General features: G+C 62.9%; 22 protein-coding genes. 4 read left to right on the top strand and 18 right to left on the bottom strand.

Annotated elements, in window-relative coordinates; genetic code table 11:
• Positions 1–10: 10 nt before the first annotated feature.
• From FOC84_RS15125 to hydA, 16 genes are all read right to left on the bottom strand, one after another.
• Positions 11–1,048, bottom strand: a complete 1,038-nt coding sequence (locus tag FOC84_RS15125; protein WP_173145117.1) for a TIGR03842 family LLM class F420-dependent oxidoreductase — start codon at positions 1,046–1,048, stop codon at positions 11–13.
• Positions 1,049–1,415: 367 nt separating this feature from the next.
• Entirely contained in the window at positions 1,416–2,072 is a 657-nt protein-coding gene (locus tag FOC84_RS15120) for a TetR family transcriptional regulator C-terminal domain-containing protein (RefSeq protein WP_173145116.1), read from the bottom strand.
• Between the two features lie 107 nt (positions 2,073–2,179).
• Positions 2,180–3,694: a CoA-acylating methylmalonate-semialdehyde dehydrogenase gene (locus FOC84_RS15115; protein ID WP_173145115.1), complete on the bottom strand. Its 1,515-nt coding sequence runs from the start codon at positions 3,692–3,694 to the stop codon at positions 2,180–2,182.
• A 31-nt stretch (positions 3,695–3,725) separates the two neighbouring features.
• Positions 3,726–5,006, bottom strand: a complete 1,281-nt coding sequence (locus tag FOC84_RS15110; protein WP_438800884.1) for an aspartate aminotransferase family protein — start codon at positions 5,004–5,006, stop codon at positions 3,726–3,728.
• Positions 5,007–5,126: 120 nt separating this feature from the next.
• On the bottom strand, positions 5,127–5,744 hold the full coding sequence (locus FOC84_RS15105; RefSeq protein ID WP_254241973.1) for a GTP cyclohydrolase II: 618 nt from the start codon (positions 5,742–5,744) through the stop codon (positions 5,127–5,129).
• Entirely contained in the window at positions 5,741–7,225 is a 1,485-nt protein-coding gene (locus FOC84_RS15100) for an NAD(P)(+) transhydrogenase (Re/Si-specific) subunit beta (protein ID WP_173145113.1), read from the bottom strand. The genes FOC84_RS15105 and FOC84_RS15100 overlap by 4 nt, the downstream gene beginning before the upstream one ends.
• 36 nt (positions 7,226–7,261) lie before the next feature.
• Positions 7,262–7,564 carry an NAD(P) transhydrogenase subunit alpha gene (locus tag FOC84_RS15095; RefSeq protein ID WP_173145112.1) on the bottom strand — a complete coding sequence of 101 codons (303 nt, stop codon included), beginning with the start codon at positions 7,562–7,564 and terminating at the stop codon, positions 7,262–7,264.
• Positions 7,564–8,682, bottom strand: coding sequence for a Re/Si-specific NAD(P)(+) transhydrogenase subunit alpha (locus FOC84_RS15090; protein WP_173150167.1), 1,119 nt, complete (start codon positions 8,680–8,682; stop codon positions 7,564–7,566). The genes FOC84_RS15095 and FOC84_RS15090 overlap by 1 nt, the downstream gene beginning before the upstream one ends.
• A 75-nt stretch (positions 8,683–8,757) precedes the next feature.
• Positions 8,758–10,008, bottom strand: a complete 1,251-nt coding sequence (locus tag FOC84_RS15085; protein WP_173145111.1) for a Zn-dependent hydrolase — start codon at positions 10,006–10,008, stop codon at positions 8,758–8,760.
• A gap of 93 nt (positions 10,009–10,101) precedes the next feature.
• Positions 10,102–10,776 (bottom strand): NADPH-dependent F420 reductase, encoded by a 675-nt coding sequence (gene npdG / locus FOC84_RS15080; protein WP_173145110.1) that lies wholly within the window; start codon positions 10,774–10,776, stop codon positions 10,102–10,104.
• On the bottom strand, positions 10,773–11,567 hold the full coding sequence (gene cofE / locus FOC84_RS15075) for a coenzyme F420-0:L-glutamate ligase (protein WP_173145109.1): 795 nt from the start codon (positions 11,565–11,567) through the stop codon (positions 10,773–10,775). The genes npdG and cofE overlap by 4 nt, the downstream gene beginning before the upstream one ends.
• Positions 11,564–12,178, bottom strand: coding sequence for a 2-phospho-L-lactate guanylyltransferase (gene cofC, locus FOC84_RS15070; protein ID WP_173145108.1), 615 nt, complete (start codon positions 12,176–12,178; stop codon positions 11,564–11,566). The genes cofE and cofC overlap by 4 nt, the downstream gene beginning before the upstream one ends.
• Positions 12,175–13,164, bottom strand: a complete 990-nt coding sequence (cofD, locus tag FOC84_RS15065; protein WP_173145107.1) for a 2-phospho-L-lactate transferase — start codon at positions 13,162–13,164, stop codon at positions 12,175–12,177. Before cofD ends, cofC begins: the two co-directional genes overlap by 4 nt.
• On the bottom strand, positions 13,157–14,443 hold the full coding sequence (gene cofH / locus FOC84_RS15060) for a 5-amino-6-(D-ribitylamino)uracil--L-tyrosine 4-hydroxyphenyl transferase CofH (protein WP_173145106.1): 1,287 nt from the start codon (positions 14,441–14,443) through the stop codon (positions 13,157–13,159). The genes cofD and cofH overlap by 8 nt, the downstream gene beginning before the upstream one ends.
• A 9-nt stretch (positions 14,444–14,452) precedes the next feature.
• A complete protein-coding gene (gene cofG, locus FOC84_RS15055; RefSeq protein WP_254241972.1) occupies positions 14,453–15,607 on the bottom strand; it encodes a 7,8-didemethyl-8-hydroxy-5-deazariboflavin synthase CofG in 1,155 nt (384 codons plus the stop codon).
• A gap of 47 nt (positions 15,608–15,654) precedes the next feature.
• Positions 15,655–17,094, bottom strand: a complete 1,440-nt coding sequence (gene hydA, locus FOC84_RS15050) for a dihydropyrimidinase (RefSeq protein WP_173145105.1) — start codon at positions 17,092–17,094, stop codon at positions 15,655–15,657.
• Positions 17,095–17,409: 315 nt separating this feature from the next.
• On the opposite strand from hydA, the gene FOC84_RS15045 reads away from it, so the two are divergent.
• The 4 genes from FOC84_RS15045 to FOC84_RS15030 all read left to right on the top strand — a co-directional run bounded on the left by FOC84_RS15045 (position 17,410) and on the right by FOC84_RS15030 (position 22,099).
• Positions 17,410–18,843, top strand: a complete 1,434-nt coding sequence (locus FOC84_RS15045; protein WP_173145104.1) for a PLP-dependent aminotransferase family protein — start codon at positions 17,410–17,412, stop codon at positions 18,841–18,843.
• Between the two features lie 131 nt (positions 18,844–18,974).
• Positions 18,975–19,502, top strand: a complete 528-nt coding sequence (locus FOC84_RS15040) for a MarR family winged helix-turn-helix transcriptional regulator (protein WP_173145103.1) — start codon at positions 18,975–18,977, stop codon at positions 19,500–19,502.
• 22 nt (positions 19,503–19,524) lie between these two features.
• Positions 19,525–20,511, top strand: a complete 987-nt coding sequence (locus tag FOC84_RS15035; protein WP_173145102.1) for a Bug family tripartite tricarboxylate transporter substrate binding protein — start codon at positions 19,525–19,527, stop codon at positions 20,509–20,511.
• A 4-nt stretch (positions 20,512–20,515) separates the two neighbouring features.
• Positions 20,516–22,099 carry a sulfatase-like hydrolase/transferase gene (locus FOC84_RS15030; protein WP_173145101.1) on the top strand — a complete coding sequence of 528 codons (1,584 nt, stop codon included), beginning with the start codon at positions 20,516–20,518 and terminating at the stop codon, positions 22,097–22,099.
• Between the two features lie 53 nt (positions 22,100–22,152).
• Here FOC84_RS15030 and FOC84_RS15025 read toward each other — a convergent pair whose 3' ends face one another.
• Positions 22,153–24,285, bottom strand: a complete 2,133-nt coding sequence (locus FOC84_RS15025) for a LamG-like jellyroll fold domain-containing protein (protein WP_173145100.1) — start codon at positions 24,283–24,285, stop codon at positions 22,153–22,155.
• A gap of 91 nt (positions 24,286–24,376) precedes the next feature.
• Positions 24,377–25,156, bottom strand: coding sequence for an enoyl-CoA hydratase/isomerase family protein (locus tag FOC84_RS15020; protein WP_173145099.1), 780 nt, complete (start codon positions 25,154–25,156; stop codon positions 24,377–24,379).
• Positions 25,157–25,172: the final 16 nt, after the last annotated feature.

Raw genomic sequence — 25,172 nt, 5'->3', positions numbered from 1 at the left:
CCTTGCCACGTCACGCGGCTATCGCTTCGGAGGATGTCGAACGCTCGGCTTGAAACTCCGGAATGATTTCACGGCCATAGGTGGCAATGATGTTCTCTTCGTCGCCGCTATCCAGGTAGATGTTGAACTGCGTCACGCCGGCGTCCTCCAGCGCATGGATCTTCTGGATGTGATCGCTCGCCTGGCCCAGCACGCAGAAGGACGAAACGACTTCAGGCGTGATGAAATCCAGGTAAGGGTTGTCGCTTTGGCCATGCTTGGAATAGTCATAGCCGCGCCGGTTCTCCACATAGCTGGTCAGGCTGTGCGGCACCAGGTCCGTATCCTTGCCGTATTTTTCAACAATGTCCGCAACGTGGTTCCCGACCATGGCCGGGAACCACTTCGTCGCTTCGAAGCAAGCCTCGGCCGACCCCAAGTACGCAGGCGCCGCGGCCATCACGCGGAACTTTTCCGGATCCTTGCCCACGGCCGCCGCGGCCTCCTTGCACTGGTCCGCGAACCATTTGCACAGTCCGGGCTCGGCGATCTGCAGGACTACGCCATCCGCGTGCTCGCCGGCGCACTTCAGCGCCATCGGGCCATATGCGCCGATCCAGGATGGCATCTCGTAGCCCACCGCCCACGGGAACTTGACCGGATTGGGGTTGCCGTCATAGCTGACCTCGTCGCCGCGCACCATGCCCTTCACTTTCGAGACGAATTCGGCAACCCGCTCCAGTGACGCGGGCTTGCCGCCCATCACTCGGCGCGAACTGTCGCCGCGCCCGACCGCCACGTCGAAACGCCCCCCGCTTTGCTTGGCAAGCGAACCGAACAACGACGCGGCCAGCGACCAGTCGCGCACGTCTGGGTTGGTCACCAAGGGGCCAAAGCGCATCTCCTTCGTATGCTCCATGCACATCGCGATGGCCGGATAAGGTTCGCGCCAGAGGATGTGGGAATCGTAGAACCAGCAGTACTTGAAGCCCGCCACCTCGGCCATGCGGACCAGGTAGCGCGCGCGATCGGCTTCGACGAAGCCCTTGAAGCAAATGCCGAATTCCATGCTGTTTCTCCTTACATGACCTGAGGATCGGTCTGAATGTCTCGATAACGGTTCTTCAATAGAACTCAATGAATTTTTCGATTGGAAAATTTTTTTCCATTCGTCAAATTTCCAGCGAGTCTACTAACCGCATTTGAGACACGACATGTACAGTTCGGCGCCATGGCAGCCAACCATGTCGGCAGAACGACCTGAACAGTTCGACGAGGTACGCGCAGGGCCGAGCCCCGGACACATCAACGATATGAACCGGCGCTTGCGTCGCGCTTTAGGCAAGGAGGAGCATGGCGCGCTGGAACACGCGCAGCCGCTGGCACGCGCGCCGGGCTCCGGTACGCGATGCCTGAAGCAGGGGAATGCGACGAGGCTATTCCGGCATGAGCATCCGGAACACCATCTCGCTGATGGTCTTGAACGCCTCGTCGAAATCGCGGCGCCCCAATGCTCTCTTGTCCAGGACCAGAAGCATCTGTGGAGCAAAATCCGCGTAGGCCTGCGTCGAGGCCCAGATCACAAAGAAAAGATGATGCGCGTTGACGGGCCGCACCTTGCCCTGCTCGATCCAGCGTTCGACCATCTGGATGTCTTCCATCAAGACCGGGATCAATTGCTTGCGGATTTCTTTCCCATAAGTCTTGGCGCCGCCGATGATCTCCAGGGCAAAGACTCTGGATCCATGGGGACGCCTGCGGGAAAACTCCAGCTTCGCATGGATGTATGCGGACATCGCATCCATGGGGCTCAGCTCGGACCGGCCGATCTCCCTCAAGCGGCTCAGCCAATCTTCCAGCACATCGCCTAGAACCCGCTGATAGAGCGCCAGCTTGGTGGGGAAGTAATAGAGCAGATTCTGCTTGGACAGGCCTGCCGCTTCCGCGATGGTGGCCAGCGAGCTGCCTTCGAATCCGTAGGTGGAAAAGGATTCCTCCGCGGCCGCCAATACCACGGTCTCAAGATTATCCCGAAGCGATTCGCGGCGCCCCGCACGCGCGGGCCGGCTCAGTACAGATGCAAATTGACTCATGGCAAATCCTGCTTTCGCCTGCCCCGCGCTCGCGCTGCCCCATCTGGCTGGACAGACAAAGAACAGGGACTCAAGGCCTGAGCCCGGTATTGTACCGGGCTCAAGTCTTAGCGATTCGACGGGAACGCAAAGACCACGCCTTCACGCACGCCGGCCGAAGGCCAACGTTGCGTGATGGTCTTGCGCTTCGTGTAGAAGCGAACCGCGTCGGGACCATAGGCGTGCAGGTCGCCAAAGAGGGACCGCTTCCAGCCGCCGAACGAATGGTAGGCGACAGGCACGGGCAACGGCACGTTGACGCCGACCATGCCGACCTGGATGTTGTCGCTGAAGTACCTGGCGGCTTCGCCGTCCCGGGTGAAGATGCAGGTACCGTTGCCATACTCGTGGGCGTCGATCATTTCCATCGCTTCCTGCAAGGAGTTCAATCTCACCACGCCGAGCACCGGTCCAAAGATCTCTTCCTGGTAGATCGACATTCCGGGTTTGACATGGTCGAACAGGCAGGGGCCCAGGAAATAGCCGTCCCGCGCGTGCGCCACTGCGCCACGCCCATCGACCACGAGACGGGCGCCGGCCGCCACGCCTTGCGCAACATATGCGCTCACCTTCTCGAAATGAGGCTTCGATACCAAGGGTCCCATGTCGTTGCCCGCTTCCAGGCCTGGACCGACCTTCATCTTGCGAATCTCGAGCGCCAGCTTTTCCACCAGCGCATCTGCCGTCTGGTCGCCGATGACCGCCACCAGCGGAATCGCCATGCAGCGCTCCCCGCAGGACCCATAGGCCGCGCCCAGCAGTGAACTCACGGCGTTGTCGATGTCTGCGTCTGGCATGACGATGGCAAAGTTCTTGGCGCCGCCCAGCGCCTGGACGCGCTTGCCGTGGGCGCAACCCGTCGTGTAAATGTATTCGGCGATAGGCGTGGACCCCACGAAGCTAACAGCTTTGACCCGGGTATCGGTCAGCAGCGTATCCACCGCCTCCTTGTTGCCATTGACAATGTTCAACACGCCCGGCGGCAGACCGGCCTCGATCGCGAGCGAGGCGAGCAGCAGTGTCGATGACGGCGTCTTTTCCGACGGCTTCAGGATGAACGTGTTGCCGCATGCCACCGCCATGGGCCACATCCACAGGGGAACCATGACGGGGAAATTGAAGGGAGTGATACCCGCGACCACGCCCAGCGGCTGGAACTCGCTCCAGGAATCTATGCTCGGCCCCACGTTCTTGCTGTGCTCGCCTTTGAGCAATTGCGGCACGTAGGTGGCGAACTCGACGTTCTCGATCCCCCGCTGCAACTCTCCATGCGCATCGGACAGCACCTTGCCGTGCTCTTCCGCCAGCAACCGGGCCAGACGGTCGGCGTTGTCTTCCAGGATGGTCTTGAAGCGGCTCATCACGCGCGCGCGCTTGAGCGGCGGCGTGTTGCGCCAAGCCGGAAACGCGGCCTGCGCCGCCGCGATGGCCTCCTCCACCGTGGCCTTGCTGGCTAGCGCCACATTCTTGGTCGTCGCGCCGGTCGCCGGATCAAAAACGGGCTGTACCGATTCCGCCCGGCAAACATGCCGTCCATTGATAAAGTGTCCGATCGTGTTCGTTACCGTGTATTCATTCTTCATATTCATGGTCCAGTTTGGAATTGATGGTTTCTCAAGCGGTCGTCTTGATCGCGTCCCCGAGGACATTGATCAAATCGTCGATCTCGGCTTGCGTGGAGATGAACGGCGGCGCCAGCTGGATGGTGTCCCCGCCGTACCGGACATAGAATCCCTTGCTCCAGCAATGTTGAGCGATCTCGTAGGGGCGGCGCGCGGGCTCTCCCGGAACCGCCTCGATCGTCAATCCAGCCGCCAGGCCGATGTTCCGGATATCCGCGACGTGCCTGGCGCCACGCAATTCATGCACCCGCTCCTCGAAGTAAGGGGCGAGCTGCGCAACGCGAGCCACGGCGTCATCCTTGACCAGCAGGTCCAATGCAGCAATGCCTGCCGCGCAGGCCACCGGATGCGCCGAATAGGTGTAGCCGTGCGGAAACTCAAGCATGTAGTCCGGGCCGCCCGCCGCCATGAATGCGCCATAGATCTCAGGCGTGGCGACCACTGCGCCCAAGGGCTGAACGCCATTGGTCACCTGCTTGGCAATATTGATGATGTCGGGAACCACCCCGAACCGCTCCGCGCCGGTCATGGCGCCGGAGCGTCCGAAGCCCGTGATGACTTCGTCGAAGATCAGCAGAATGTCGTGCGCCGTGCATATCTCCCGCAGACGACGCAAGTAGCCTTGCGGCGGAATGATGACGCCGGCCGAACCGGCGAACGGTTCGACGATCACGGCCGCAATGTTGGACGCATCGTGTAAAGCGATGAGATCGAGCAGTTTGTCGGCCAGTTCAGCGCCTTCCGTCGGCATGCCCCGAACGAACGATCCGCTTGCCGGTTGCGTGTGGGGAAGATGATCCGCATCGACCGCCTGGCCAAACACCTTGCGGTTGCCGCCTATGCCGCCAACCGAAATGCCGCCGAAGTTCACCCCATGGTAGCCCTTCTCGCGGCCGATCAGCCTGGTCTTGGACGCCTTGCCCCGCGCCCGCCAATAGGCCCGCGCCATCTTCAAGGAAGTGTCGGCCGCCTCCGAGCCCGAACCTGTGAAGAACACATGCTCCAAGCCCTTCGGCATCAATTGCTTGATCCTGTTGGCCAATTCGAATGACAGCGGGTGCGCATACTGGAACGCCGGAGAATAGTCCAGGCGCGCGACCTGGCGGCTCACCGCCTGCGTGATTTCCTCGCGGCAATGCCCCAGCCCCGTGCACCAAAGCCCCGAAAGTCCATCAAAGATCTTGCGCCCATCCGCATCGAAGTAATAGCTGCCCTTGGCGCCCACTATCATGCGCGGATCCCGCAGGAAATTGCGGTTTCCGGTGAAAGGCATCCAGTGGGCCTGCAACCATGTCCGCTCGGTGTTCACCGGAAACTCCGGGTCCGCACTGTTCGCGATCTGGCCGCTGGTCTCGAGTACTGCATTCATCGTTCGTCCTCCAATATGGGCGGGTCATCGCCCTGTGTGCTTCGTGATTCCGTCCCGCTCCCTTTTCTCCCGCAGGTAGGCCGCGTTGTGCGCAGTCAACTTTCCCGGACATGGCACGACACGTGCCACCGTGATCCCCGCCGCTTCGAGCGCCGCGGACTTGTGCCGGTTGTTGGTCAACAGTTCAATTCGGCCGATGCCGAGGAGCCTGAGCATCTCTGCCGCATCCCGATAGTCCCTGGGGTCTTCCGGGAAACCGAGGCGGCGGTTGGCCTCGAACGTACCGACCCCCTCCTGCTGCAGCAGATAGGCGTCGATCTTCGCCGCCAGCCCGATGCCCCGTCCTTCCTGCCGTAGATAGAGAATCGCGCCGCCCGCCTCCTCGATGCGGGAGATGGCAGCGTCCAACTGCGTGCCGCAGTCGCAGCGCAACGATCCGAATACGTCGCCAGTCACGCACTCCGAATGCACGCGCACCAGCGGGCACGCTGATAGCTCGCCGAAAACAAGTGCGAAATGATCCGCATGCGAAAGACCGGAAAAGGTGACCAGTCGGCATGGACCGCTGGCCGAAGACACCGGCAGATCGACCTGTGCGCGGACTGCCGCCGTTTCGACCCGATGGGCGCGCGCGCTCATCATTCGACCGCCCGGAGCATGTCCTCGACCACCTTCTTGGCATCGCCAAATACCATCATGGTCTTGTCCATGTAGAACAGCTCGTTATCCAGGCCCGCATAGCCGGCAGCCATCGACCGCTTGTTGACGATGATGGTCTTGGCCTTGTAGGCCTCGAGGATGGGCATGCCGTAGATCTGACTGCCCTTGGTGTGCGCCGCCGGATTCACCACATCGTTTGCGCCCAGCACAATGGCCACATCCGTCTGCCCGAACTCGCTGTTGATGTCCTCCATCTCGTGGACCTGGTCGTAGGGCACTTCGGCCTCGGCCAGCAGGACATTCATGTGACCCGGCATGCGGCCGGCGACGGGATGGATGGCATATCGCACATTCACGCCCTTTTCGGTCAGCTTCTGGGCGAGCTCCTTGACCGCATGCTGCGCGCGCGCGACAGCCAGGCCGTAACCCGGAACGATCACGACGCTCTCCGCGTTGCCCAATACGAAGGCTGCGTCGTCCGGGCTGCCGCTCTTCACGTTTCTCTGGATCGCTGAACCTCCACCCACGGTGGCTTCCTGGCTGCCGAAGCCCCCCAGAATCACGTTGAAGAAGGAGCGGTTCATCGCCTTGCACATGATGTAGCTCAGGATTGCCCCCGAGCTCCCCACCAGCGAGCCCGCGATGATGAGCATCGGATTGTTCAGCGAGAATCCAATTCCCGCCGCCGCCCATCCCGAATAGCTATTGAGCATGGACACCACCACGGGCATGTCCGCGCCGCCGATCGGAACGATGATCAAGACACCGATCAGGAAGGAAAGCGCCACCATCGAATAGAAGGCGTAGCCGTTCTCGGTCGCGACGAACCATCCGCCCAGCGCCAGGATCGCAACGGCGATCGCAAGATTCAGCCAGTGCTGACCGGCGAATCTGACGGGTGCGCCTTGGAAAACACGGAGCTGGTATTTTCCCGAAAGCTTGCCAAACGCGATGACCGAGCCACTGAAGGTGATCGCACCGATGGCCGCGCCGAGAAACAGCTCCAGCCGGTTACCGTGGGGAATCGGCAAGCGCGCGATACCCTCGGCGATAGCTGCCCCCCCAGAGGGCGTCAAGCCGTTGCCGGCGACGCCCGGCGCCTGCACAATGCCGAAGGCCCAGGGTTCGGTAACCGCGGCGACCGCGATCAGCACGGCAGCCAGGCCGATCATGCTGTGCATGAACGCGACCAGCTCCGGCATCTTCGTCATTTCCACCCGCTGGGCCATCAGTACCCCCGCGAGCGCGCCGGCGGCAAGGCCCAGCAACACATAGATCAACCCGGTCGTTTCGCCGTACACGTCGAATATCAGCGCAACGGTGGTGACAATGGCGATCAGCATGCCGGCCATGCCGAAAGTGTTGCCACGGATCGCCGTGGAAGGATGAGACAAGCCCTTCAATGCCTGGATGAAGCAGATGCTCGCGACCAGGTATAGGGCCGTTACAACGTTTGCATTCATTTCTCGAATCTCCGCACTGCCGGAACAAGCTGTCGCCTATTCCTGCTTCCTGGTTTTCTTCTTGAACATGGCGAGCATCCGCTTCGTCACGAGGAATCCGCCAAATACATTCACCGCCGCCAAGGCGACGGCGACCAGGCCGGCCCCACGGCCCAGCGGCGTCGATGTCATGGCTGCCGCCAGGATCGCGCCGACGATGACAATCCCGGAAATGGCGTTGGTGACGGCCATCAAAGGGGTATGAAGCGCGGGCGTTACCGTCCACACCACGTGATACCCGACATAGATGGCCAGAACGAAAATGATGGCGTTGATCAAGGTGATGTCTACTGATTCCATTACTTGCCTCGCGTAACGTTGCCTTGATGAGTGACCAGACATGCCGCAACGATGTCGTCGTCCATCGGCACATGGAGCTTTCCTTCGCCGTCGATGATGAGGTTCAGGAACGACAGCACATTGCGCGCATAGAGTGAGCTTGCGTCCGCGGAGGCCTGCGCCGGCAGGTCCGTTTCGCCGACTATCGAGACGCCGTGCGCCTTGACCGTCTCGCCGGCCACCGTCAACGGGCAGTTGCCCCCATTGGACGCAGCCAGGTCCACGATCACGGAACCCGCACGCATGGTCTTCACCATCTCTTCCGTGATCAGGACAGGCGCCAATCTGCCCGGGATAAGCGCTGTCGTGATCACAATGTCCGCTCGGGCAATCTGTTTCGCCACCTGCAGCCGTTGCCGATCCAGCCAACTCTGAGGCATGGGACGCGCATAGCCGCCGCTGCCTTCGGCTGCCGTCCGTTCCTCATCCGTCTCGCAAGGGACGTCAATGAACTTCGCGCCTAGGGATTCAACCTGTTCCTTGACCGAAGGCCGCACGTCGCAGGCCTCCACCGAAGCGCCCAGGCGCTTGGCCGTGGCGATGGCCTGCAGGCCGGCCACCCCCACGCCCAACACCACGACCTTGGCCGCCTTGACCGTACCCGCGGCGGTCATCAGCATGGGAAAGAAGCGCGGATAGCGCGCGGCCGCGACGACCACGGCCTTGTATCCAGCGATGTTCGCCTGGCTTGAAAGCACATCCATGCTTTGAGCACGACTGGTCCGAGGCGCGGCCTCGAGCGCAAAGCTGGTGAGACCCGCGCGCGCCAGATGGTCCAGGCCCTCAGGCTCGAAAGGATCCAGCATCCCGACCAAGGTGGCGCCCGGCCGCATGGACCTCAACTCATCGGGCGACGGAATCCTGACTTTGAGCACCAGATCGCAGGCCAGTGCGCCGCGGGCATCCGTCATGCTTGCTCCAGCATCCAGGAAAGCGTTGTCGGTGATGCATGCCTGTACGCCGGCTCCCGTCTCCACCCGGACGTCGTACCCCCGCGATTTCAAGCGCTTGACGGTTTCCGGCGTGACAGCGACCCGCGCTTCTCCCGGCGATCGCTCTGTTGGAACACCTATCTGCATTTCTCCCCCCTTTTTTGTTCCTGCCAACGAATTCCGTGCCGGCGTATTCCGGCCCACGGCATGGATCTGAACCGGTCAGCGCTCGACCGGCCTGGCGTGGGCCAGCATCGCGTGCAGCAAGACATTGCATCCAGCCTCGAGGTGCTCCGGTTTGGCGTCCTCGACTTCGTTGTGGCTGATGCCGTCCTTGCATGGCACGAAGATCATCCCCGCAGGAGCGAGCCGCGACACGTAGATGGCGTCATGCCCGGCACCGGACACCACATCCATGGACGAGTAGCCCAGCGCTTCGGTCGCATTCCGGACCGCCGACACGCAGCTCTCGTCGAACGCGCATGGCGGGTAGTAGGAAACACGCTCGATCTCGACGGACAGGCCCGATTCACGCCTGACACGTTCCACGACGGCCAGCAGCTCGGCGTGCATCCCGTTCAACAGTTCGTCATTGACGTTGCGCAGGTCGATGGAAAACCTGACCTCGCCCGGAATGACGTTGCGGCTGTTGGGATGGACCTGCACCATGCCGACGGTGCCACGGCCATAGGGCTGATGGCGATCCGCGATGGCAACGACCTCCTGCATGATGCGTGTCGACACCTGAAGCGCATCCTTGCGCAACGGCATCGGGGTCGGGCCTGCATGCGCCTCCATGCCGGTCACGACGCAGTCGTACCAGGACAGGCCCAGAACTGCGGGAACTACGCCTATGACCTTGTCGGCGTCCTCGAGCACCGGTCCCTGTTCGATGTGCGCTTCGAAATACGACCCGATCGGACGGCTGCCCGGCTTGTGCGGGCCGCAATATCCGATGCGCACCAGTTCGTCCCGGACGCTCAGGCCATCCACGTCGGTAGCGTCGTAGGCGTGCTCCAGCGTGAACGCTCCGCAGAAAACGCCGGATCCCATCATGACCGGAACAAATCGCGTTCCTTCTTCATTGGTCCAGAACACGACTTCGATCGGGGCCTCCGTCTGGATCCCGTGATCGTTGAGCGTTCTGACGACCTCCAGGCCCGCCAGCACGCCGTAGTTCCCGTCAAACTTTCCGCCAGTGGGCTGCGTATCGATATGGCTGCCCGTGACGACCGGCGGCAGCTCCGGATTCCTGCCCTCGCGGCGCATGAAAACATTGCCTATCTGGTCCACGGCGACCGTCATTCCCGCATCCCGAGCCCATTGCACAACCAGATCCCGCCCCTGGCGATCCAGATCGGTGAGCGCCAGTCGTTTGACGCCGCCCTTGGGCGTCGCCCCGATTTCGGCCAGCGTCATCAACGAATCCCACAAGCGCCCGCCCTGCACCCGCAACTCTCCTACTGTCTCCATCTCGTTCTCCTTGGATCATTCAGTGACCTGGCGCTGCGCGGCGCATGCCCGTTTCTCATCCACGGTTGTCCTGCCTGCGCAGACCTGTTTTTCCTACGTGCCGGGCGCCCAGATGCGCAAGCCCGCATGAGAGAAGGGAACCTTCTTGCTCATGTTCAGACGGATGAGCAGGGGCGTGATGCCCTCCACCACGCGCGCGTTCTCCACCGGCCCTGCGTCGTAGGCGCGCACGCCGATGCGCTCGACCAACGCCAACACTTCCTCTTTTTCTTCCTGCGCGTTGCCGACAATGAGAATGTCGCAATTGATGGCGGCCTCGAGGTCGTTGAGTGTGTGTGCCGAAACGTTATGCAGCGCGCCCACCACGGCGACCCCGTCGCCGACGATGCGCTGGGCCTGCTCAGTGGCCGAGCCCTCCGGCGGCATCGCGAGGGCTCGGGGATTCTTGTCCGCCAGCGGCACGACCAGATCGACGAGGATCCGGTCCCGGACGCGCGAAGCGACCGATTCGACGGTGCTGGCGTGGGCGGCGAAAGGAACCGCAATAAGGACGAATCGGACGGACTTCGCGACTGCCTCTTCGTTCGAGCATCCCACTATCGTTGCCGCGGCAGGATATGGAACAAGCTTCTGATTGAGTTCGGCAGCGATGGCGCTTGCACGCTCGCCATCGCGCGAACCGACCGCCACCGGCACGCCGGCTTTGGCGAATCGCAGGGCCAGGCCCTGACCCTGGGGCCCGGTACCGCCAAGAATTGCAATAGTCATTTGAAAAGATCCTCGTTTGGATGACGCACATAGTCGACCGCGCGCGCCGACGCCGATCGATCCCATTCGATTCCCCGGAAAAGGATCACCGGCGTCGCGGCATCCTTCGCCATGAGCAAGCCGCTGGCCGCGGCGATCTCGTCTGCCAGGGCCTGCTGCGAAACATTGAGCCGGCGGCCGTAGGCATCTTTCTTGCCGACCCAGTCCACGATGGGGACAACGCCGTCCACGCCGATCGCGACATTGAGCAGCCCGCGCCGCCAGGGCCGGCCAAAGGTGTCGCTGATGATCACGCCCGGCCTGACGCCAGTCGCGTCCGCGATGGTTTCGGCTATCCCGCGCGCACTGGCGTCCGGATCCTCGGGCAGCAGCAACAGCGTGTCCGCGGCCAGCTCATCTCCCAGGTTGGATTCATCGATTCCTGCGTTCGCGCAGACCCAACCCGCCTTGTGGCGCGCGATGACGATCCCATCTGGCGGAGCGTCCACCACCCGGAGAATCTCGCTGCTTTCATCCAGGATGGCCTGTACCTTTGCGGCATTCTTGCCGCTGCGGGCGGCGATATCGCGCGCTTGAGGACCGGCTTCGATAGCACCAGCCTGGCGGGTCCGGCCCTCTGCTTTCGAGACGATCTTCTGGGCGATGACGAACACATCCGATGGCAACAGCGCCAGGTCCATCGGCGCAATCGCATCGAGTATGAGTCGGCCGATATCGCACCCCTGCTTGACGGCCGGGATACCCGAGATCGCGAATGCTTGCATCGAAGCGCAGCCTTGAGGGTTCTTCATAGGTAGGCTCCGGCCCCGACGCCGATCCGGCGCGCCTCAGCACGGTCACAGGGCGAATCGACATCGAGCCCAATGAACGGAAGAGAAACCGTCACGGCGCGCATGCCCAGCTCCAGCGCTTGATGTAGATGCTTACGCGCCGAGTCCGCGCCATAGCGAAACGTGAATGCGTTGGGTAGCTTCAGCAGCAAGGCATTCGTTCCGCCATCGTGCGCCCTTGCCGTCACCAGGTCGTAGCGGTCCGCCAGCTCCAACAGCGCATCGAATTCAACCGTCTTCAGGATGGCCAGATCGGCAGGCAGCACGATCAGACGGTCATAGCGCCTGAGCCGCGCATAGGACAGCGCCATGGCGACGGCGGCATTCAGCCCGGCCACACCGATGGGCTCGCGCAAGGCCGATGCTCCCGCCCGTCTGGCGGCTCTCGCGACTTCAGATGAAGGCGTGACGACCAGGCGGTCCAGCTGCGGATAGTTCTCCGAGAAGAACGCCTGACCGTATTCGAACAGGACCTTCGCCAGCCGCTGGCGCGCCCCTGAATCGAGTTCCCCGGACAATCTGGTCTTCGCGTCGGCGTATGCCTTCATCGGCATGGCGATCAGGGTTTTCATGAGCGCGCCCTCGCCAAGGGCTCGCCACGGCGCGTGCCGGCCCAGGAGATCAAGGTGCTTGCCAAGCGAGTCGCACTGGCCGCATCCGCAATCAGTGTGTGTGCGCACAGTACGGGGACGCCGATGGCGCCTGATATTCCGGCTTGGTCGGCGGCATCGCCATGGTCGATGACCATGGCATCGACCAGTCCGTCGTACATGCGCGCGATACCCAGGTTGCCCGGCGGGAAGTGGAGGTCGGCCGCAAGCGCCGCAAGAGGCCCTTTGACCGCGGCCCCGCGCAGCAGGGGGGAAACGGCGACGATCGATGCGGACGCAGCCGCCAAAGCTGTGCGCATGCCCGGAATGGCAAGCATCGGATGGATGGACAGCAGCGGGTTGGAGGGCGCGATCACGATCAGATCGGCACATGCAATCGCCTCCCGCACGCCCGGCGCCGGCATGGCCTGGCCGGCCCCCGCATACTCCAGCGATGCGACCGCGGGTTTGGCGCGGCGCTCGACGAACCATTGCTGGAAACGCAGCCGTCCCTCTGCTGTGGAAACGATGGTGGGGACTTCGCTGTCCGTGGCTGGCAGAATCGCCGCGGACACGCCCAGCGCATGAGCGGCGGCGCGAGTGATCGAGGACAGGGGATGGCCCTGGCGCAGCCGGTGCGAGCGAAAGATGTGAAGCCCGATATCCCTGTCGCCTAGCGACATCCACGTATCTTCCGAGCCCAGGGTCCGTAGCGTGGCGAGAGCGCCGGCTGTATCGCCCGCCAGGCCCCACCCTTGCTCGCGGTTGACCAGGCCCGCCAAGGTATACGTGATCGTGTCGATGTCGGGACACACCCGCAGGCCATGAAACCAATCGTCGTCCCCGACATTGGCGATCACCGTCAGTTGGCCCACTCTAGGCTCTGCGGACAGGCCAACCGCCATGCGGGCGCCGCCTACGCCGCCGGCCAGGAGCACAATGCGCAAGGGCGCGCTGCGGTCAGACATGAGCAGCCTCCCTGGCGGCGCCGCGCGAGATGTTCTTCAGGAACAGGATCGGATCCTGCTGCCGCGGTTTGAGCGGCGCGATATCCTGGGGATCATGGTCCGCGTATGACTCGATATGCTGGTACAGGGTACTGCGGCGGATTGGGCTTTTCCCTGCGTCGCGAATAATCCGGACCATTTCGGCCGAGGTCAGCTCCTCTCCGAAGGTGGCTCCGGCCGACCGGGAGATCGACTCGTCCATCAGCGTCCCGCCCAGGTCGTTGACACCCGCATTGAGCAACGCGCGAGCGACCTGCGGACCAAGCTTCACCCATGAAGCCTGGATGTTGTCGATCCATCCAGCCAGCATGATGCGTGCGATGGCGTGCATCTTGAGATGCTCCTCCTGCGAGGCGCCCGCGCGCACGCCGGGAATCTCGCGCTCCACATACAAAGGCGCTTCCGCGTGCACGAAACCCAGCGGCACGAACTCGGTGAATCCGCCGGTCTCTTTCTGGATGGACCGGATGAGATCGATGTGGGCAGCCCAATGCCGCGGACCGTCCACGTGGCCGTACATGATGGTCGCGGTGGTTTTCAAGCCCACCTGATGCGCTGCCCGCACGGTGTCGACCCAGGCCTGCGCGCTCAGCTTGTTGCGCGTGAGCTGCTTGCGGACTTCCGTGTCCAGAATCTCGGCGGCGGTGCCAGGCATCGAGCCCAGCCCTGCCTCCCGGAGTTCCTGGATCAGGGCGGCAGGCGTGGTCTTCAGTTTGTGCGCGCCGAACCAGATTTCGAACGGCGAGAACGCGTGGATGTGCATGCCGGGCACTTCCGCTTTCACGGCTAGCACCAGGTCGCGGTAGTAGGTGGGCGGCAAATCCGGATTCAAGCCGCCTTGCATGCAAACCTCCGTGGCACCGCGATCCCAGGCCACTCGCGCGCGGTGCGCGACCTCTTCCATGCTTATCCACTCGGCGCCCGCCTCTTCGCGCCGCTTGGCGAATCCGCAGAAACGGCAACCCATGTAGCAAACATTGGTCGGGTTTATATTGCGCGTCACGACAAACGTGACGGCGTCGCCCACCCGCTGGCGCCTGACGGCGTCCGCGGCTGCGGCCAGGGCCGGCAACTCCCGCGCCTGGGCCGAGAACAGACGTACGCCGTCGGCTCTGCTTGTCTCCCTGCCGTCAAGGGCTGCCTCAAGAATCCGGCGCAGCGCCGGCGAGCATTGCGCCAATGCGGATTGCAGATCCGGCGCCGCGTTTCCGATCAGATCAGGAATGTCCAGGCTAGTCATGTCGGCCTCTCAGGCAAGCGCCGCGATTGTGAGATCGGTTTGCACCTTGGCCAAGCCATCGGCGCGCGCGAGCCTCTCCATTGCCGTCGACAGGCGTGGCGCAAGATAAGTCGCCCTTTCCTGAAGAAAGCGGGGGTAGGTGGTCAATCTTTCGGTCAGCTGCATGCCGCGCTCGGCACAGCGGCGGAGGATTTCGGCCAACGCGGGCCAGGCTCGCTCCGGATTGATGTGGTCCGCGGTCACAGGAGAAATCCCCCCCCAATCGTTGATGCCAGCGTCCAGATAGCGCTCGAAATCCTCGCTGAGGTTCGGCGGCGCCTGCAATGAAACGTCCGGCGGCAGCACCAGGCGAGCCGCCGCTATCGTGCGCAGCATGTCATCCATGTCGGGTTCTGGCGCGTGCATCATCAAGGTTCCCGGTTTGGCGCGGAAGTTCTGGACGATGACCTCCTGGAGGTGACCGTGGCGCTTGTGGATTTCACCTAATGCAATCAGGCTGTCCACGCGCTCTTCCCAGGTTTCGCCGATGCCGATGAGGATCCCGCTGGTCGTAGGCACATTGAGTTGGCCCGCGCGTTCCAGCGTGCGCAGCCGCTGTGCCGGCACTTTGTCGGGGCACGCGTAATGGGCCATGCCTTTTTGCACCAGCCGGCGGCTGACGTTTTCCAGCATGAGTCCCACGCTGCCGGCGACGCTTCGGATGTCCGCCAGCTCGTCAAGCGTCAGCGTGCCGGCGTTCACATGAGGAATGAGGGAGCTCGTCTCCAGCACGCTTGCACACATGGCGACGACGTACTCAAGCGTGGTCTTGTAGCCCAGCCGCTGCAGCATGGCGCGCGCCTCGGGGTAACGGGCTTCGGGCCGTTCGCCCAGCGAAAACAGCGCTTCCTTGCAGCCCAGCTGCTGTCCGCGCTTGACGATGTCCACGACGTCGTCGGGTGTGAGGTAGCCTGCGCCTGGCTGGTCAGGTGTTTTCGCGAAGGTGCAGTACCCGCAAGTGTCGCGACAAAGATTGGTCAGGGGAATGAAGACCTTGCGCGAATACGTCACCCGACGGCCCCATGCGGCATCACGAAGCTCGGATGCGGCGCGCATGAGATCGGCGAGTTGCTCGCCCGTGGCCTGCCCGGCCGCCAACAGCTTTTTTCGTAGCTCAGTGTTCAAGATTCGTCTCCTACATCCACAGGGTCTTGCGGGCTCGCCGGCGAAGCCTAGGCGGACTGTGCTTGCGCGGGCTGCGCAATCCGGTTGATGGCCTGCAGCCTCGGCGCGAAGGCGGGACGCTTGATGTAATTGCCGCTGCCGGGTTCGGCCCGCAACTCGCCTTTGGAATAGACCAGCGCCCCGGCGCGGACGGTATGCACTGGCAGACCCCGCGCCTGCATGCCCTCGAAGATGTTGAAGTCGCCTTTGGAGAATTGAGCCGTGCGCGATATCGTCTTGGTCGCGGCCGGATCCCATACCACCAGATCGGCGTCGGAACCGGCGGCGATCAGGCCCTTGCGCGGATAGATGTTGAAGATCTGCGCGGCGTTTGCCGAAGTGACCTGGACGAACTCGGAACGTGTCAGCCGGCCCGTATTGACGCCGTCGTTCCAGAGCACTGTCATGCGCTCCTCGACGCCGCCGCATCCATTCGGAATTTTTGTGAAGTCGCTCTTGCCATTCGCTTTCTGCGCGGCGCAGAACGTGCAGTGGTCAGTCGCGGTCGTGTGCAGATGGCCGGCGCGCAGGCCCTGCCAGAGCGCCTGCTGGTGCTGCCTGGAGCGGAATGGCGGGCTCATGACATGGCCTGCCGAGTATTCGAAGCTCTCGTTCTGGTAGACGCTGTCGTCGATGACGAGATGGCCGGCCAGCACTTCGCCGAAAACGCGCTGGCCGCGGCCCCGGGCGCGGGCGATCGCCTCGAGCGACTCCGCGCAGGACACGTGCACGATGTAGATCGGAACGCCGGTGGCCTCGGCGATGGCAATAGCGCGATTTGCCGCCTCCCCCTCGACCACGGGCGGACGGGACAAGGGGTGCGCGGCCGGCCCCGTGTTTCCGGCCGCCAGCAATTGCTGCTGGAGCATGTAGACGAGTTCCCCGTTCTCGGCGTGCACGGTCGGGATGGCGCCCAATTCCAGCGCGCGGCGAAAGCTGCGCACCATGGTTTCGTCGTCGGCCATGATGGCATTCTTGTATGCCATGAAATGCTTGAAGCTGTTCACGCCGTGCTCCCGCACCAGCACACCCATCTCGTCCGAGACGCTCTGATCCCACCAGGTCACGGCGACATGAAAGCTATAGTCGCCCGCGGCCTTGCTGGCCCAGCCGCGCCAGTCGCCGTATGCGTCAAGCAGGGATTGGCCAGGATTGGGAATCACGAAATCGATGATGGTGGTGGTGCCGCCGGCCAGGCCGGCCGCCGTGCCGGAGTAGAAGTCGTCGACGGTCACCGCTCCCATGAAGGGCATCTGCATGTGCGTATGCGGATCTATCCCGCCCGGCATCACGTAGCACCCAAGCGCATCGACCTCTTGCGCGCCAGCGGGCGCTTCGAGGGTTTCCCCCAGGGCCTGAATGCGCCCGTCCACACACAACACGTCCGCGCGGAACTCACGGTCGGCGTTCACGACGGTGCCGCCGCGGACTATCAGTGCTTGGTTCATTGCTCCTCCTCTGCCCGGCTGAGATGCCCTTGGTGATCAGCGATCGGAGAATCGGCCGCCGGCGGTACGTTCTGATGGGCCGCCGGACCTGTCGTTTACCCTGATTCTCCCGCTGATCAATTTTTTTTCGATTGATCAAAGTTTTACCTGTTGGCAAACTTTGCGCTTATTCTCGGCAGACACGGACCGTGTTGACATGCACAGTTGGCGAGATTGCTGTCAACCGTGCTAGCGGGTTTCCCAGCACAGTTCCGCCCAGCCAGAATTCCCGGATTACGAAGCGCCTATCCACCTCATCCACGCCGGAGATTCGTCATGAGGGAAGACAGCTCTACCGCCTATCGATGGCTGCAGGTCTCGCTCGACAAGTCCGCCCGAGGCAATCTCGTCAAACAGATCGTCGAAGAATTCGACAAGCAGCTGGCCGGTGGCGCGATCAAACCGGGGGACAAGCTGCCGTCAGTGCGCTACCTGTCGAAGTTCTGGCAAGTGAGCACGTTTACTGTCGTGGAATCCTATGAACGGCTGATCGCCGCGGGCCGCATCGTGTCGAGACGAGGAGCCGGTTACTACGTGGAGAGCAGGCAGCCGAGAGTTGCGGCGCCGGACCTGGGCAACATGGGCCGCGGAGGCGAGTTTTCGCTGCACACGTTCGCCGCCGACAGATACCAGTCGGATGCACGCGTGCTTCCGGCGGGAGCCGGTTGGCTGCCCGCCGATTGGCACAGCGAGGGCCTCATCCAGGAGGCAGCGCGGCGCGCGCTACGCATACACCCCAACAAGCTCGTCGGCTACGGCAACGTCCATGGCCTGCCGGAACTGCGACAGGTATTGGCACAGCGCTTGTGCAAGCACTTGATGGACGCGGACGAGTCGAACGTACTGCTTACCCGCAGCGCGACGCATGCCTTCGATCTGATCCTCCGCACGCTTACCAGGCCTGGAGACAGAGTCCTGATCGAGAGTCCCGGCTACCTGAACATGAGCGCACTCGTCTCGCAGAACGGCTGCGTGCCCGTGGCTGTCGATCGCAGCTGTACGGGGCTGGACATGGAACAGGTCGACCGGCTCGCCGTCGAACACCGCCCCAAGCTCGCATTCATCAACACCGTGCTGCAAAACCCGCTCGGCACCACGCTAAGCACCGTCCAATGCCATCAGTTGCTCAGGCTGGCGGAGCAGCACGATTTTCTGATCGTCGAGGATGACATTTTCCGCGAATTCGCCGAGCCGCAAGACGCCTCGCTGGCCGCGATGGACGGCCTCTGTAGGGTGATCCGCGTCGATAGCACGTCCAAGACGCTTTCCCCATTTCTTCGCGTCGGCTCCATCTACGCCGACGACGCGCGAATCACGGAGATCGCGAGCGTAAAGATGAAGACAGGCCTTACATCGTCGGAACTGGACGAGCGCGTGGCTCTGGAAGTCCTGACATCGACGGAATATCGCCGATGCGTTTCGCGGCTGCACCATCGCCTGGAATCGGCTCAGGCGAGCGCACCCCGCCGGCTCAAAGAGTTGGGACTGGCCGCAATGACCGCTCCAAGCGCGGGGATGTTCATCTGTGCAAGCATGCTCGACCCGGCGCTTTCGGCGCCCGCGATTGCCCGCCGCGCAAAGACAGCTGGCTTGCTGCTATGGCCAGGCGAACTCTTCACGGCAGGGAAACCCGAGAACGCCTGGTTCAGGTTCAACGTGGCGTACCTGGGGCACCCCAAACTGGCGAGCTTTTTTTCCCGACTCGGGTAGCGCCGCGCGACGGACCTCGCGCGTGGCGCGCATCGGCTGTTAGTGAAACTACCTAGCTCTCCTTTCCTTGACACCGGAAAGCCGCAGACCTAAATTATTTACGTGATTTTTCACGCATTATTCACACATAAATGACGAACATAAAACCGCTCCTGAAAGCTGTTCCCAAGAAGTCGACGGCGCCGATCAAAGACGCGGAGGATCTATTCCACGTTACCGATTGGCCCATGCACTACTTCCTGGCCATCGACCGCTTCCACATCCGGAACATCGCTCGCGTGCTGTCCGCCCATCGCTGCTCTCCCCTGATGTGGCGCGTGCTGAGCATCCTGGCCGACAGGGACGGGCACAGCGTGTCGGAGTTGGCGGATCTCAGCGTGATCGAGCGTTCAAACCTGAGCCGCATCCTCGACGCCATGGAACGCGACGAGCTGATTGAGCGGATCGGACACGAGACGGACAAGCGGCAGACGCATGTGTTCCTGTCCGAGCAAGGCCGCCAGCTCTTCGTCGAATCACTGCCCGCCGTGCTGGACTACTACGCGCGGTTCCTCACAGGAATATCTCCTAGCGAGATGACGGTTCTGATGAGTGTGCTCAAGAAAATCAAGCGCAACGTCGCTTCGTTCGATTCACGAGATTCCAGCGACCTGGATTAGCCATTGTTCCGAGGGACCCATCATGAATATGAGCCGTCGCGCCGCCCTGCAATCGACATTTGCTTTCGCCGCATCAGCCCTCTTGCCCAAGACGGCTGGCGCACAGGATTCATGGGTTCCCTCCAAGCCGATACGAACCATCGTGCCCTATTCGGTAGGCACCCCGCCCGACGTGGTTACGCGCATCGTCGCGGCGAAAATGACGACGAATCTCGGGCAGTCCGTCTATGTCGAAAACCGGCCGGGCGCGACCGGCACCGTGGGCCTGGGCGAGCTGCTGCGCCAGCCGCCCGACGGCTACACCATCATGACCATGCTGCAGCCCATCTCGGTGGCGCCCGCGCTCTATCCCGGCCTGACCGTGGATCTCGCGCGCGATCTGAACGCGGTCGGCCAGTTCACAAGCTACTGCAATGTGCTCACCGTTCACCCCAGCATTCCAGCCCGGACAGTCGCCGAACTGGTCGCGCTTCTGAAGGCAAAACCCAGCGATTTCAATTTCGGCTCGGGCGGCAGCGGCACGCCGGCCCATCTCTCAGGCGAATTGTTCAAACAACAAGCCGGCGTCTCGGCGACTCACGTTCCGTACAACCAATTCCCGCAAGCGGTGGGCGATCTGCTGCAAGGACGCCTGCAGTTCATGTTCGTGACCAGCAGCGTGATCGTTCCTCATGTTCAGACTGGCCGTGTCCGAGCGCTCGCCGTCACGGGAGTCAAACGGATTTCCGCGCTGCCGGACGTACCCACGATGATCGAATCGGGATACCCGGAGTTCGACGTCAGCGGCTGGGACGGCTTCGTCGTTCGCTCCGGCACGCCAGCGCGGGTCATCACGCGCCTTAACCTGGAACTTGCCCGGGCCGTGCAATCGCCGGACGTATCGGACAGGTTCGTGGCCTTGGGCGTGGACCCCGTCGCCGGCGACCCCAAGCAGTTCTCGGATCTTATCGCTGCCGAGTCCCGCCGCTGGGGCAATCTCGTTCGCAGCACCGGAATCAAGGTGGAATAAAAGCATGGACGGGAAACACGGCAAGCCGATGAACAAGATCAACAACGTTCTGTTCATCATGTGCGACCAGCTTCGCGCCGACTATCTTGGCTGTTATGGGCATCCCACCATCAAGACGCCGAATATCGATGCACTGGCGGCGCAAGGGATGAAGTTCACCCGTTCATACTGCTCAGCCCCGACCTGCGGACCTTCGCGCATGTCGTTCTACACCGGCCGGTCCATGTTCAGCCATGGAGCCATCTGGAATTTCGTGCCATTGTCCATCCGCGAGCAGACCATCGGAGATCTCTTGCGCCCGCATGGCGTGCGCGTGGCGCTGGCCGGAAAAACGCATTTCGCGCCCGACACGGAAGCGATGCAGCGTCTTGGAATCCCGGCCGCAGACGGCTCCGCCATGCTTGAAGGAGGTTTCGAAGTCGTAGATCGGTACGAAGGGCACGCGGACCCTGGCGGCCATCATCCGTATATGCGTTTTCTCAGGGACGCGGGCTATGGCGGACCGAACCCATGGGATGAATTCGTAATGTCCGCAACGGATGCAAACGGCAAGCGCGTCAGCGGCTGGAAAATGCGAAACGTGCATTTGCCGGCGCGCGTGCGCGAGGAGCACTCGGAAACCGCCTACACCACGGACGTGGCAATCGACTTTATCCGTCGGCAGGACGACCAGCCCTGGTTTCTGCACCTTTCGTACATCAAGCCGCACTGGCCTTACCTTGCTCCAGCGCCCTACAACGATATGTACGGTGTGGAGGATTGCCTGCCAACCGTCAAGTCCGACGCCGAGCTGATCAACCCGCATCCCGTTTACGCAGCCTATCTGAAGCATCGCGAGTCGGTGAACTTTGCGCGCGACGAGGTCGCGGCTCGCGTCAAGATTCCCTACATGGGGTTGGTTTCCCAGGTCGATCACCATCTTGGCCGCGTGATGGCCGCCTTGCGCGAAACCGGGCAGGACCGCAACACGCTCATCGTCTTCACCTCGGATCATGGTGATTATCTGGGCGATCATTGGCTGGGCGACAAGGACCTTTTCCATGAACCCTCAGTCCGCATTCCGATGATAGTGGTGGACCCTCACGATGATGCGTCGGCGAGCCGCGGCAATACTTCGACCGCGCTGGTCGAATCCATAGACTTCCTGCCAACGGTCATGGATGCGCTTGGGCTCGAACGCCCGAACCACTTGCTAGAAGGCGACTCCCTGCTTGGATTCACCCGCGGCCGCGGCCCAGGCTGGCGGGATGCGGCCATTAGCGAGATTGACTACGCCTATCGCGAGGCGCGCATCGCGCTGGGGCAGGATCCCAGGCGTTGCCGAGGCTACATGGTGCGCACCGAGCGCTGGAAGTACATCTTTTGGGACGGACACGCCGAGCAGCTATTCGACATGACGCTCGACCCCGATGAATTGCACGACGTCGGCGGCGACGAGGCGCTTTCCAGCGTGCGTTCGGAGCACAAGGAGCGACTCTTCGAATGGATGCGCACGCGCAAGCTCAGCGTAACCGTACCCGACCAGAACATCGTCGTCTCCCGTCACTCGATCGAACCGAGGCACGGCATCGAAATCGGCGTTTGGTAAGCGCGGCAAGTTGAACAAAAGCGGGACGCGCCACGCGCGTCCCGCGTAAAGCGCTAGCTGGCGCGGCGCGCAGTCAGCCACTGCGCGGGCTTGAGCGCCTTGTCCACGATGCGTATCTCGCCAATGCTTCCAAAGAAGCCGTCGGCGCGCTCGCCGTCCCACGAACCCGCTCCTATCACCCAGGGCATGTCGGCGGCCAGCGCCGCCAGTCCGGGCGCATTGCTGACGTTGCGCAGGACCGGCGCGCCCTCGATGTAAAGGATGGTCTCGTGCGTAGTCTCGTCGTTCACCACGGCGACATGGAACCATTTATCCGCGATGATCTCGCCCGACCAGTTGGTCTTGCCACCGCGCTCGCCCGCCACGACCGGCACGACTTCCCACTGGATCTCGCGCAGGCTGGACACGGCGAAGATCAGGGGCGGAGATTCCGGATCGCCGCCATTGAATCCCGTCAGGGCGCCGCGCTTGCCGTCGCGCGTCATCACGTTCATCCAGGCGTGCTTCTGCGCGCTCCAGTCCCGGTCGATCTTGAGGAACGCCTCGACCGTGTAGCCGTTGGGCATCGTGGCGCTGTTGATCGCCGCCGCCGCATCGGTGGTGAAGTAGCTCATGCGCGCGCTGTTCTTGTCCGTGTTCAGGAAACGCACCGAACCGGGCGCGGCGGACAGGTAGTGGCGATCGTCCGACCAGAGCAGGTCGCCTTCCTGCGCCCCAGCCACGCCGTCCACGTTGAGCGCCGCGCGGCGGATCGGATTCATGCCGGTCATATCGGCGATGGTCTGCCCCACCTTGACCGGCTGGCCAGCCTGGCCGCCGAAGAAGCGCCAGTGCGCCAGCGTCCCCGCCACCAGCGGGTAGTCATTGATGTCGGCAGCCGGCTTCTGTTCGACGGTCGCGGGATCCGTGTAGTTGGCGAGGATGAGCGCCGAGGCCTGTTCGACCAGCGAAGTATGCGTGGGCGCCGCAGCCTTGAACGTCTTGTTGAAGCCGGAGAAGCGGCTGGCGAAGTCCATCTTGATGGTGAACTGCTCATTGGGCGCGGTCAGCACCGCCTGGTCGAACGCGTTGAGCGTATCCTTGGGCTTCTGCGGTACCCAGGGCGAGAAGGACAGCACCCGGATCTCATTGTTGCCGAGATCGAACTCGTACAGCCGCATCAGGCCGTTGCCGCCCTGATAGGCCATCTGGTAGTCCACCACCATTTCCTCCACCGCATGGCCGTAGGCATTGGTCTTGGTCAGGCGAGTGGCGCCATGATAGTGGCCGTTGAGCGTCATGAAGATCTGATCGTTGTCGCGGATCAGCTTGTCCCACAACATCTTGCCGTAGGGGACTTCTAGCGGGCTCACGCCGTCCTTGTCGATGTTCAGCAGTTGGTGGTTGATCAGGATGGCGGGCAGCGTGGGATGGGCGCGCAGCACCTGGTTGGCCCAGGCCAGCGCTTCGTTCGACGCGCGCCAGGACAGCGACAGCACCAGGAACTTCTGCCCTTCGGCTTCGAACACGTGGTACTCGTGAAAGCCGCTGGCGTCGCGGCCGCCGAAGGTGGCCTGTTGCTTGGCCCGCGTGACGCTGAAGTGCTGCAGGTAGGGTTCCTTGGCCAGATCGCGCTGCGCGTCGGTATTGGCCGACTGGCTGTTCTCGTCGACATAATCGCGGTCGACGATCACGTCGTGGTTGCCCGCCAGGATCGAGTACGGCACCTTGGCGTCTTCCAGCACCTTCATCGCGGCGCTGGCCACCTTCCATTGGTCGGGCTTGCCCTGCTGGTCGACCACGTCGCCCAGATGGACCAGGAACGGAATATTGAGCGCCTTCGCGTGCTCGGCCACCCAGCGCGTCTGCGCCTGGTAGGGCTCGCTGCCGTACTTGCGCATGAACTGCTGGTTTTCGGCGTCGGTGGCATAGCGCGAATAGAACTGCGTATCCGGCAGCACCGCGAGCGCGAAACTCGACACCAGGGCAGGTTGAGGCTTGCCCGTGCCACCGTCATCATCGTCGTCGTCATCGCCGCCGCCGTTGCAGCCGCTGAGCAGGAAGCTGCCGCCCATGGGCAACAGCGTCACGCCCAGGCCCGCGCGCAACAGGCTGCGCCGCCGGTTGTCGGGCGCCGGCGGCAAGGCCTGCGCCGCCTGTTCCACGATCTGCGTATCACCCTGACCGTGCTTGCTGTCCTTCGTCATCTCTGCTGCCTGTTCAAAAAAGATGGCAGTCTAGAGAGGCCGAATGACGGCGGCATGACTGAGCCCTTGCTGCACGCAAGGACGCAGGCACTCACTGCGCCAGGAATCCCTCGCGCGCAAGCCGGCCTTCCTGGCTGTCGCGGCAGACCAGGGCCTGATCCGCGTCCATGTAGATGCCCAGGCGGTCAAGCGCGCCAGCGTGCAGGTTGACGGACTCCTTGGTCATGCGCAGGATCGCGGGCGGCGTCTGGTTCGCGCGCGCGGCCAGGGCCTGGGCCTGGGCGAGCGCCCTGCCCTGCGGCGCGATTTCATCGATCAGCCCCCAATCCAGGGCCTGCGCCATCCCCAGGCGCTCGGCCAGCAGAATGGCGCGCTTGGTGCGCGGCCCGCCGATCAGATTGACCATGCGCGGGATGGCGCCCCAGCCCATGTTCAGCCCCACCTTGGCTTCAGGCAGGTAAAAAATGGAGTTCTCCGCCGCCACGCGCCAGTCGCAGGCCAGCGCCAGCGCCACCGAGCCCCCGACCGCGGCGCCCTCGATGGCCGCGACGGTCAGCTGGGGCAGTTCTTCCCACAGGCGGCACAGGCGCGCGCCGCGCTGCGCGATGTCGCGCCGGGCCAGCAGCTGCGTATCGTTCTCCTGCCACTTCTGCGGATCCTTCAGATCGATGCCCGCCGAGAATATATCCGCCGCACCGGTCAGGACCACGGCATGGATCGTCAGAGACTCCGCCAAGTCGCGCGCCACCTGCGTGAGCGCCAGCAGCGTGTCCTGGTCGAGCGCGTTGCGATTGACGCCACGGTCGAACCGCACCAAGGCCTGCGTCCCTTCTATCTCGACCGTGACACTCTTGCCATACTTGTTCTGCATTGCGACTTCCTCTTGC

Origin of the sequence: Achromobacter pestifer (assembly GCF_013267355.1) — a bacterium.
Taxonomy (GTDB): Bacteria; Pseudomonadota; Gammaproteobacteria; order Burkholderiales; family Burkholderiaceae_B; genus Achromobacter; species Achromobacter pestifer_A.
The sequence above is the reverse complement of the archived record's forward strand: the minus strand, read 5'-3'. Positions and strand labels throughout refer to the sequence as shown.

Bases quoted from the DNA above. Each gene is read 5' to 3' on its own strand.
- FOC84_RS15125 (WP_173145117.1), bottom strand. From the start codon at position 1,048: ATGGAATTCGGCATTTGCTTCAAGGGCTTCGTCGAAGCCGATCGCGCG.
- FOC84_RS15120 (WP_173145116.1), bottom strand. From the start codon at position 2,072: ATGAGTCAATTTGCATCTGTACTGAGCCGGCCCGCGCGTGCGGGGCGC.
- FOC84_RS15115 (WP_173145115.1), bottom strand. From the start codon at position 3,694: ATGAAGAATGAATACACGGTAACGAACACGATCGGACACTTTATCAAT.
- FOC84_RS15110 (WP_438800884.1), bottom strand. From the start codon at position 5,006: ATGCCTTTCACCGGAAACCGCAATTTCCTGCGGGATCCGCGCATGATA.
- FOC84_RS15105 (WP_254241973.1), bottom strand. From the start codon at position 5,744: ATGATGAGCGCGCGCGCCCATCGGGTCGAAACGGCGGCAGTCCGCGCA.
- FOC84_RS15100 (WP_173145113.1), bottom strand. From the start codon at position 7,225: ATGAATGCAAACGTTGTAACGGCCCTATACCTGGTCGCGAGCATCTGC.
- FOC84_RS15095 (WP_173145112.1), bottom strand. From the start codon at position 7,564: ATGGAATCAGTAGACATCACCTTGATCAACGCCATCATTTTCGTTCTG.
- FOC84_RS15090 (WP_173150167.1), bottom strand. From the start codon at position 8,682: ATGCAGATAGGTGTTCCAACAGAGCGATCGCCGGGAGAAGCGCGGGTC.
- FOC84_RS15085 (WP_173145111.1), bottom strand. From the start codon at position 10,008: ATGGAGACAGTAGGAGAGTTGCGGGTGCAGGGCGGGCGCTTGTGGGAT.
- npdG (WP_173145110.1), bottom strand. From the start codon at position 10,776: ATGACTATTGCAATTCTTGGCGGTACCGGGCCCCAGGGTCAGGGCCTG.
- cofE (WP_173145109.1), bottom strand. From the start codon at position 11,567: ATGAAGAACCCTCAAGGCTGCGCTTCGATGCAAGCATTCGCGATCTCG.
- cofC (WP_173145108.1), bottom strand. From the start codon at position 12,178: ATGAAAACCCTGATCGCCATGCCGATGAAGGCATACGCCGACGCGAAG.
- cofD (WP_173145107.1), bottom strand. From the start codon at position 13,164: ATGTCTGACCGCAGCGCGCCCTTGCGCATTGTGCTCCTGGCCGGCGGC.
- cofH (WP_173145106.1), bottom strand. From the start codon at position 14,443: ATGACTAGCCTGGACATTCCTGATCTGATCGGAAACGCGGCGCCGGAT.
- hydA (WP_173145105.1), bottom strand. From the start codon at position 17,094: ATGAACCAAGCACTGATAGTCCGCGGCGGCACCGTCGTGAACGCCGAC.
- FOC84_RS15045 (WP_173145104.1), top strand. From the start codon at position 17,410: ATGAGGGAAGACAGCTCTACCGCCTATCGATGGCTGCAGGTCTCGCTC.
- FOC84_RS15040 (WP_173145103.1), top strand. From the start codon at position 18,975: ATGACGAACATAAAACCGCTCCTGAAAGCTGTTCCCAAGAAGTCGACG.
- FOC84_RS15035 (WP_173145102.1), top strand. From the start codon at position 19,525: ATGAATATGAGCCGTCGCGCCGCCCTGCAATCGACATTTGCTTTCGCC.
- FOC84_RS15030 (WP_173145101.1), top strand. From the start codon at position 20,516: ATGGACGGGAAACACGGCAAGCCGATGAACAAGATCAACAACGTTCTG.
- FOC84_RS15025 (WP_173145100.1), bottom strand. From the start codon at position 24,285: ATGACGAAGGACAGCAAGCACGGTCAGGGTGATACGCAGATCGTGGAA.
- FOC84_RS15020 (WP_173145099.1), bottom strand. From the start codon at position 25,156: ATGCAGAACAAGTATGGCAAGAGTGTCACGGTCGAGATAGAAGGGACG.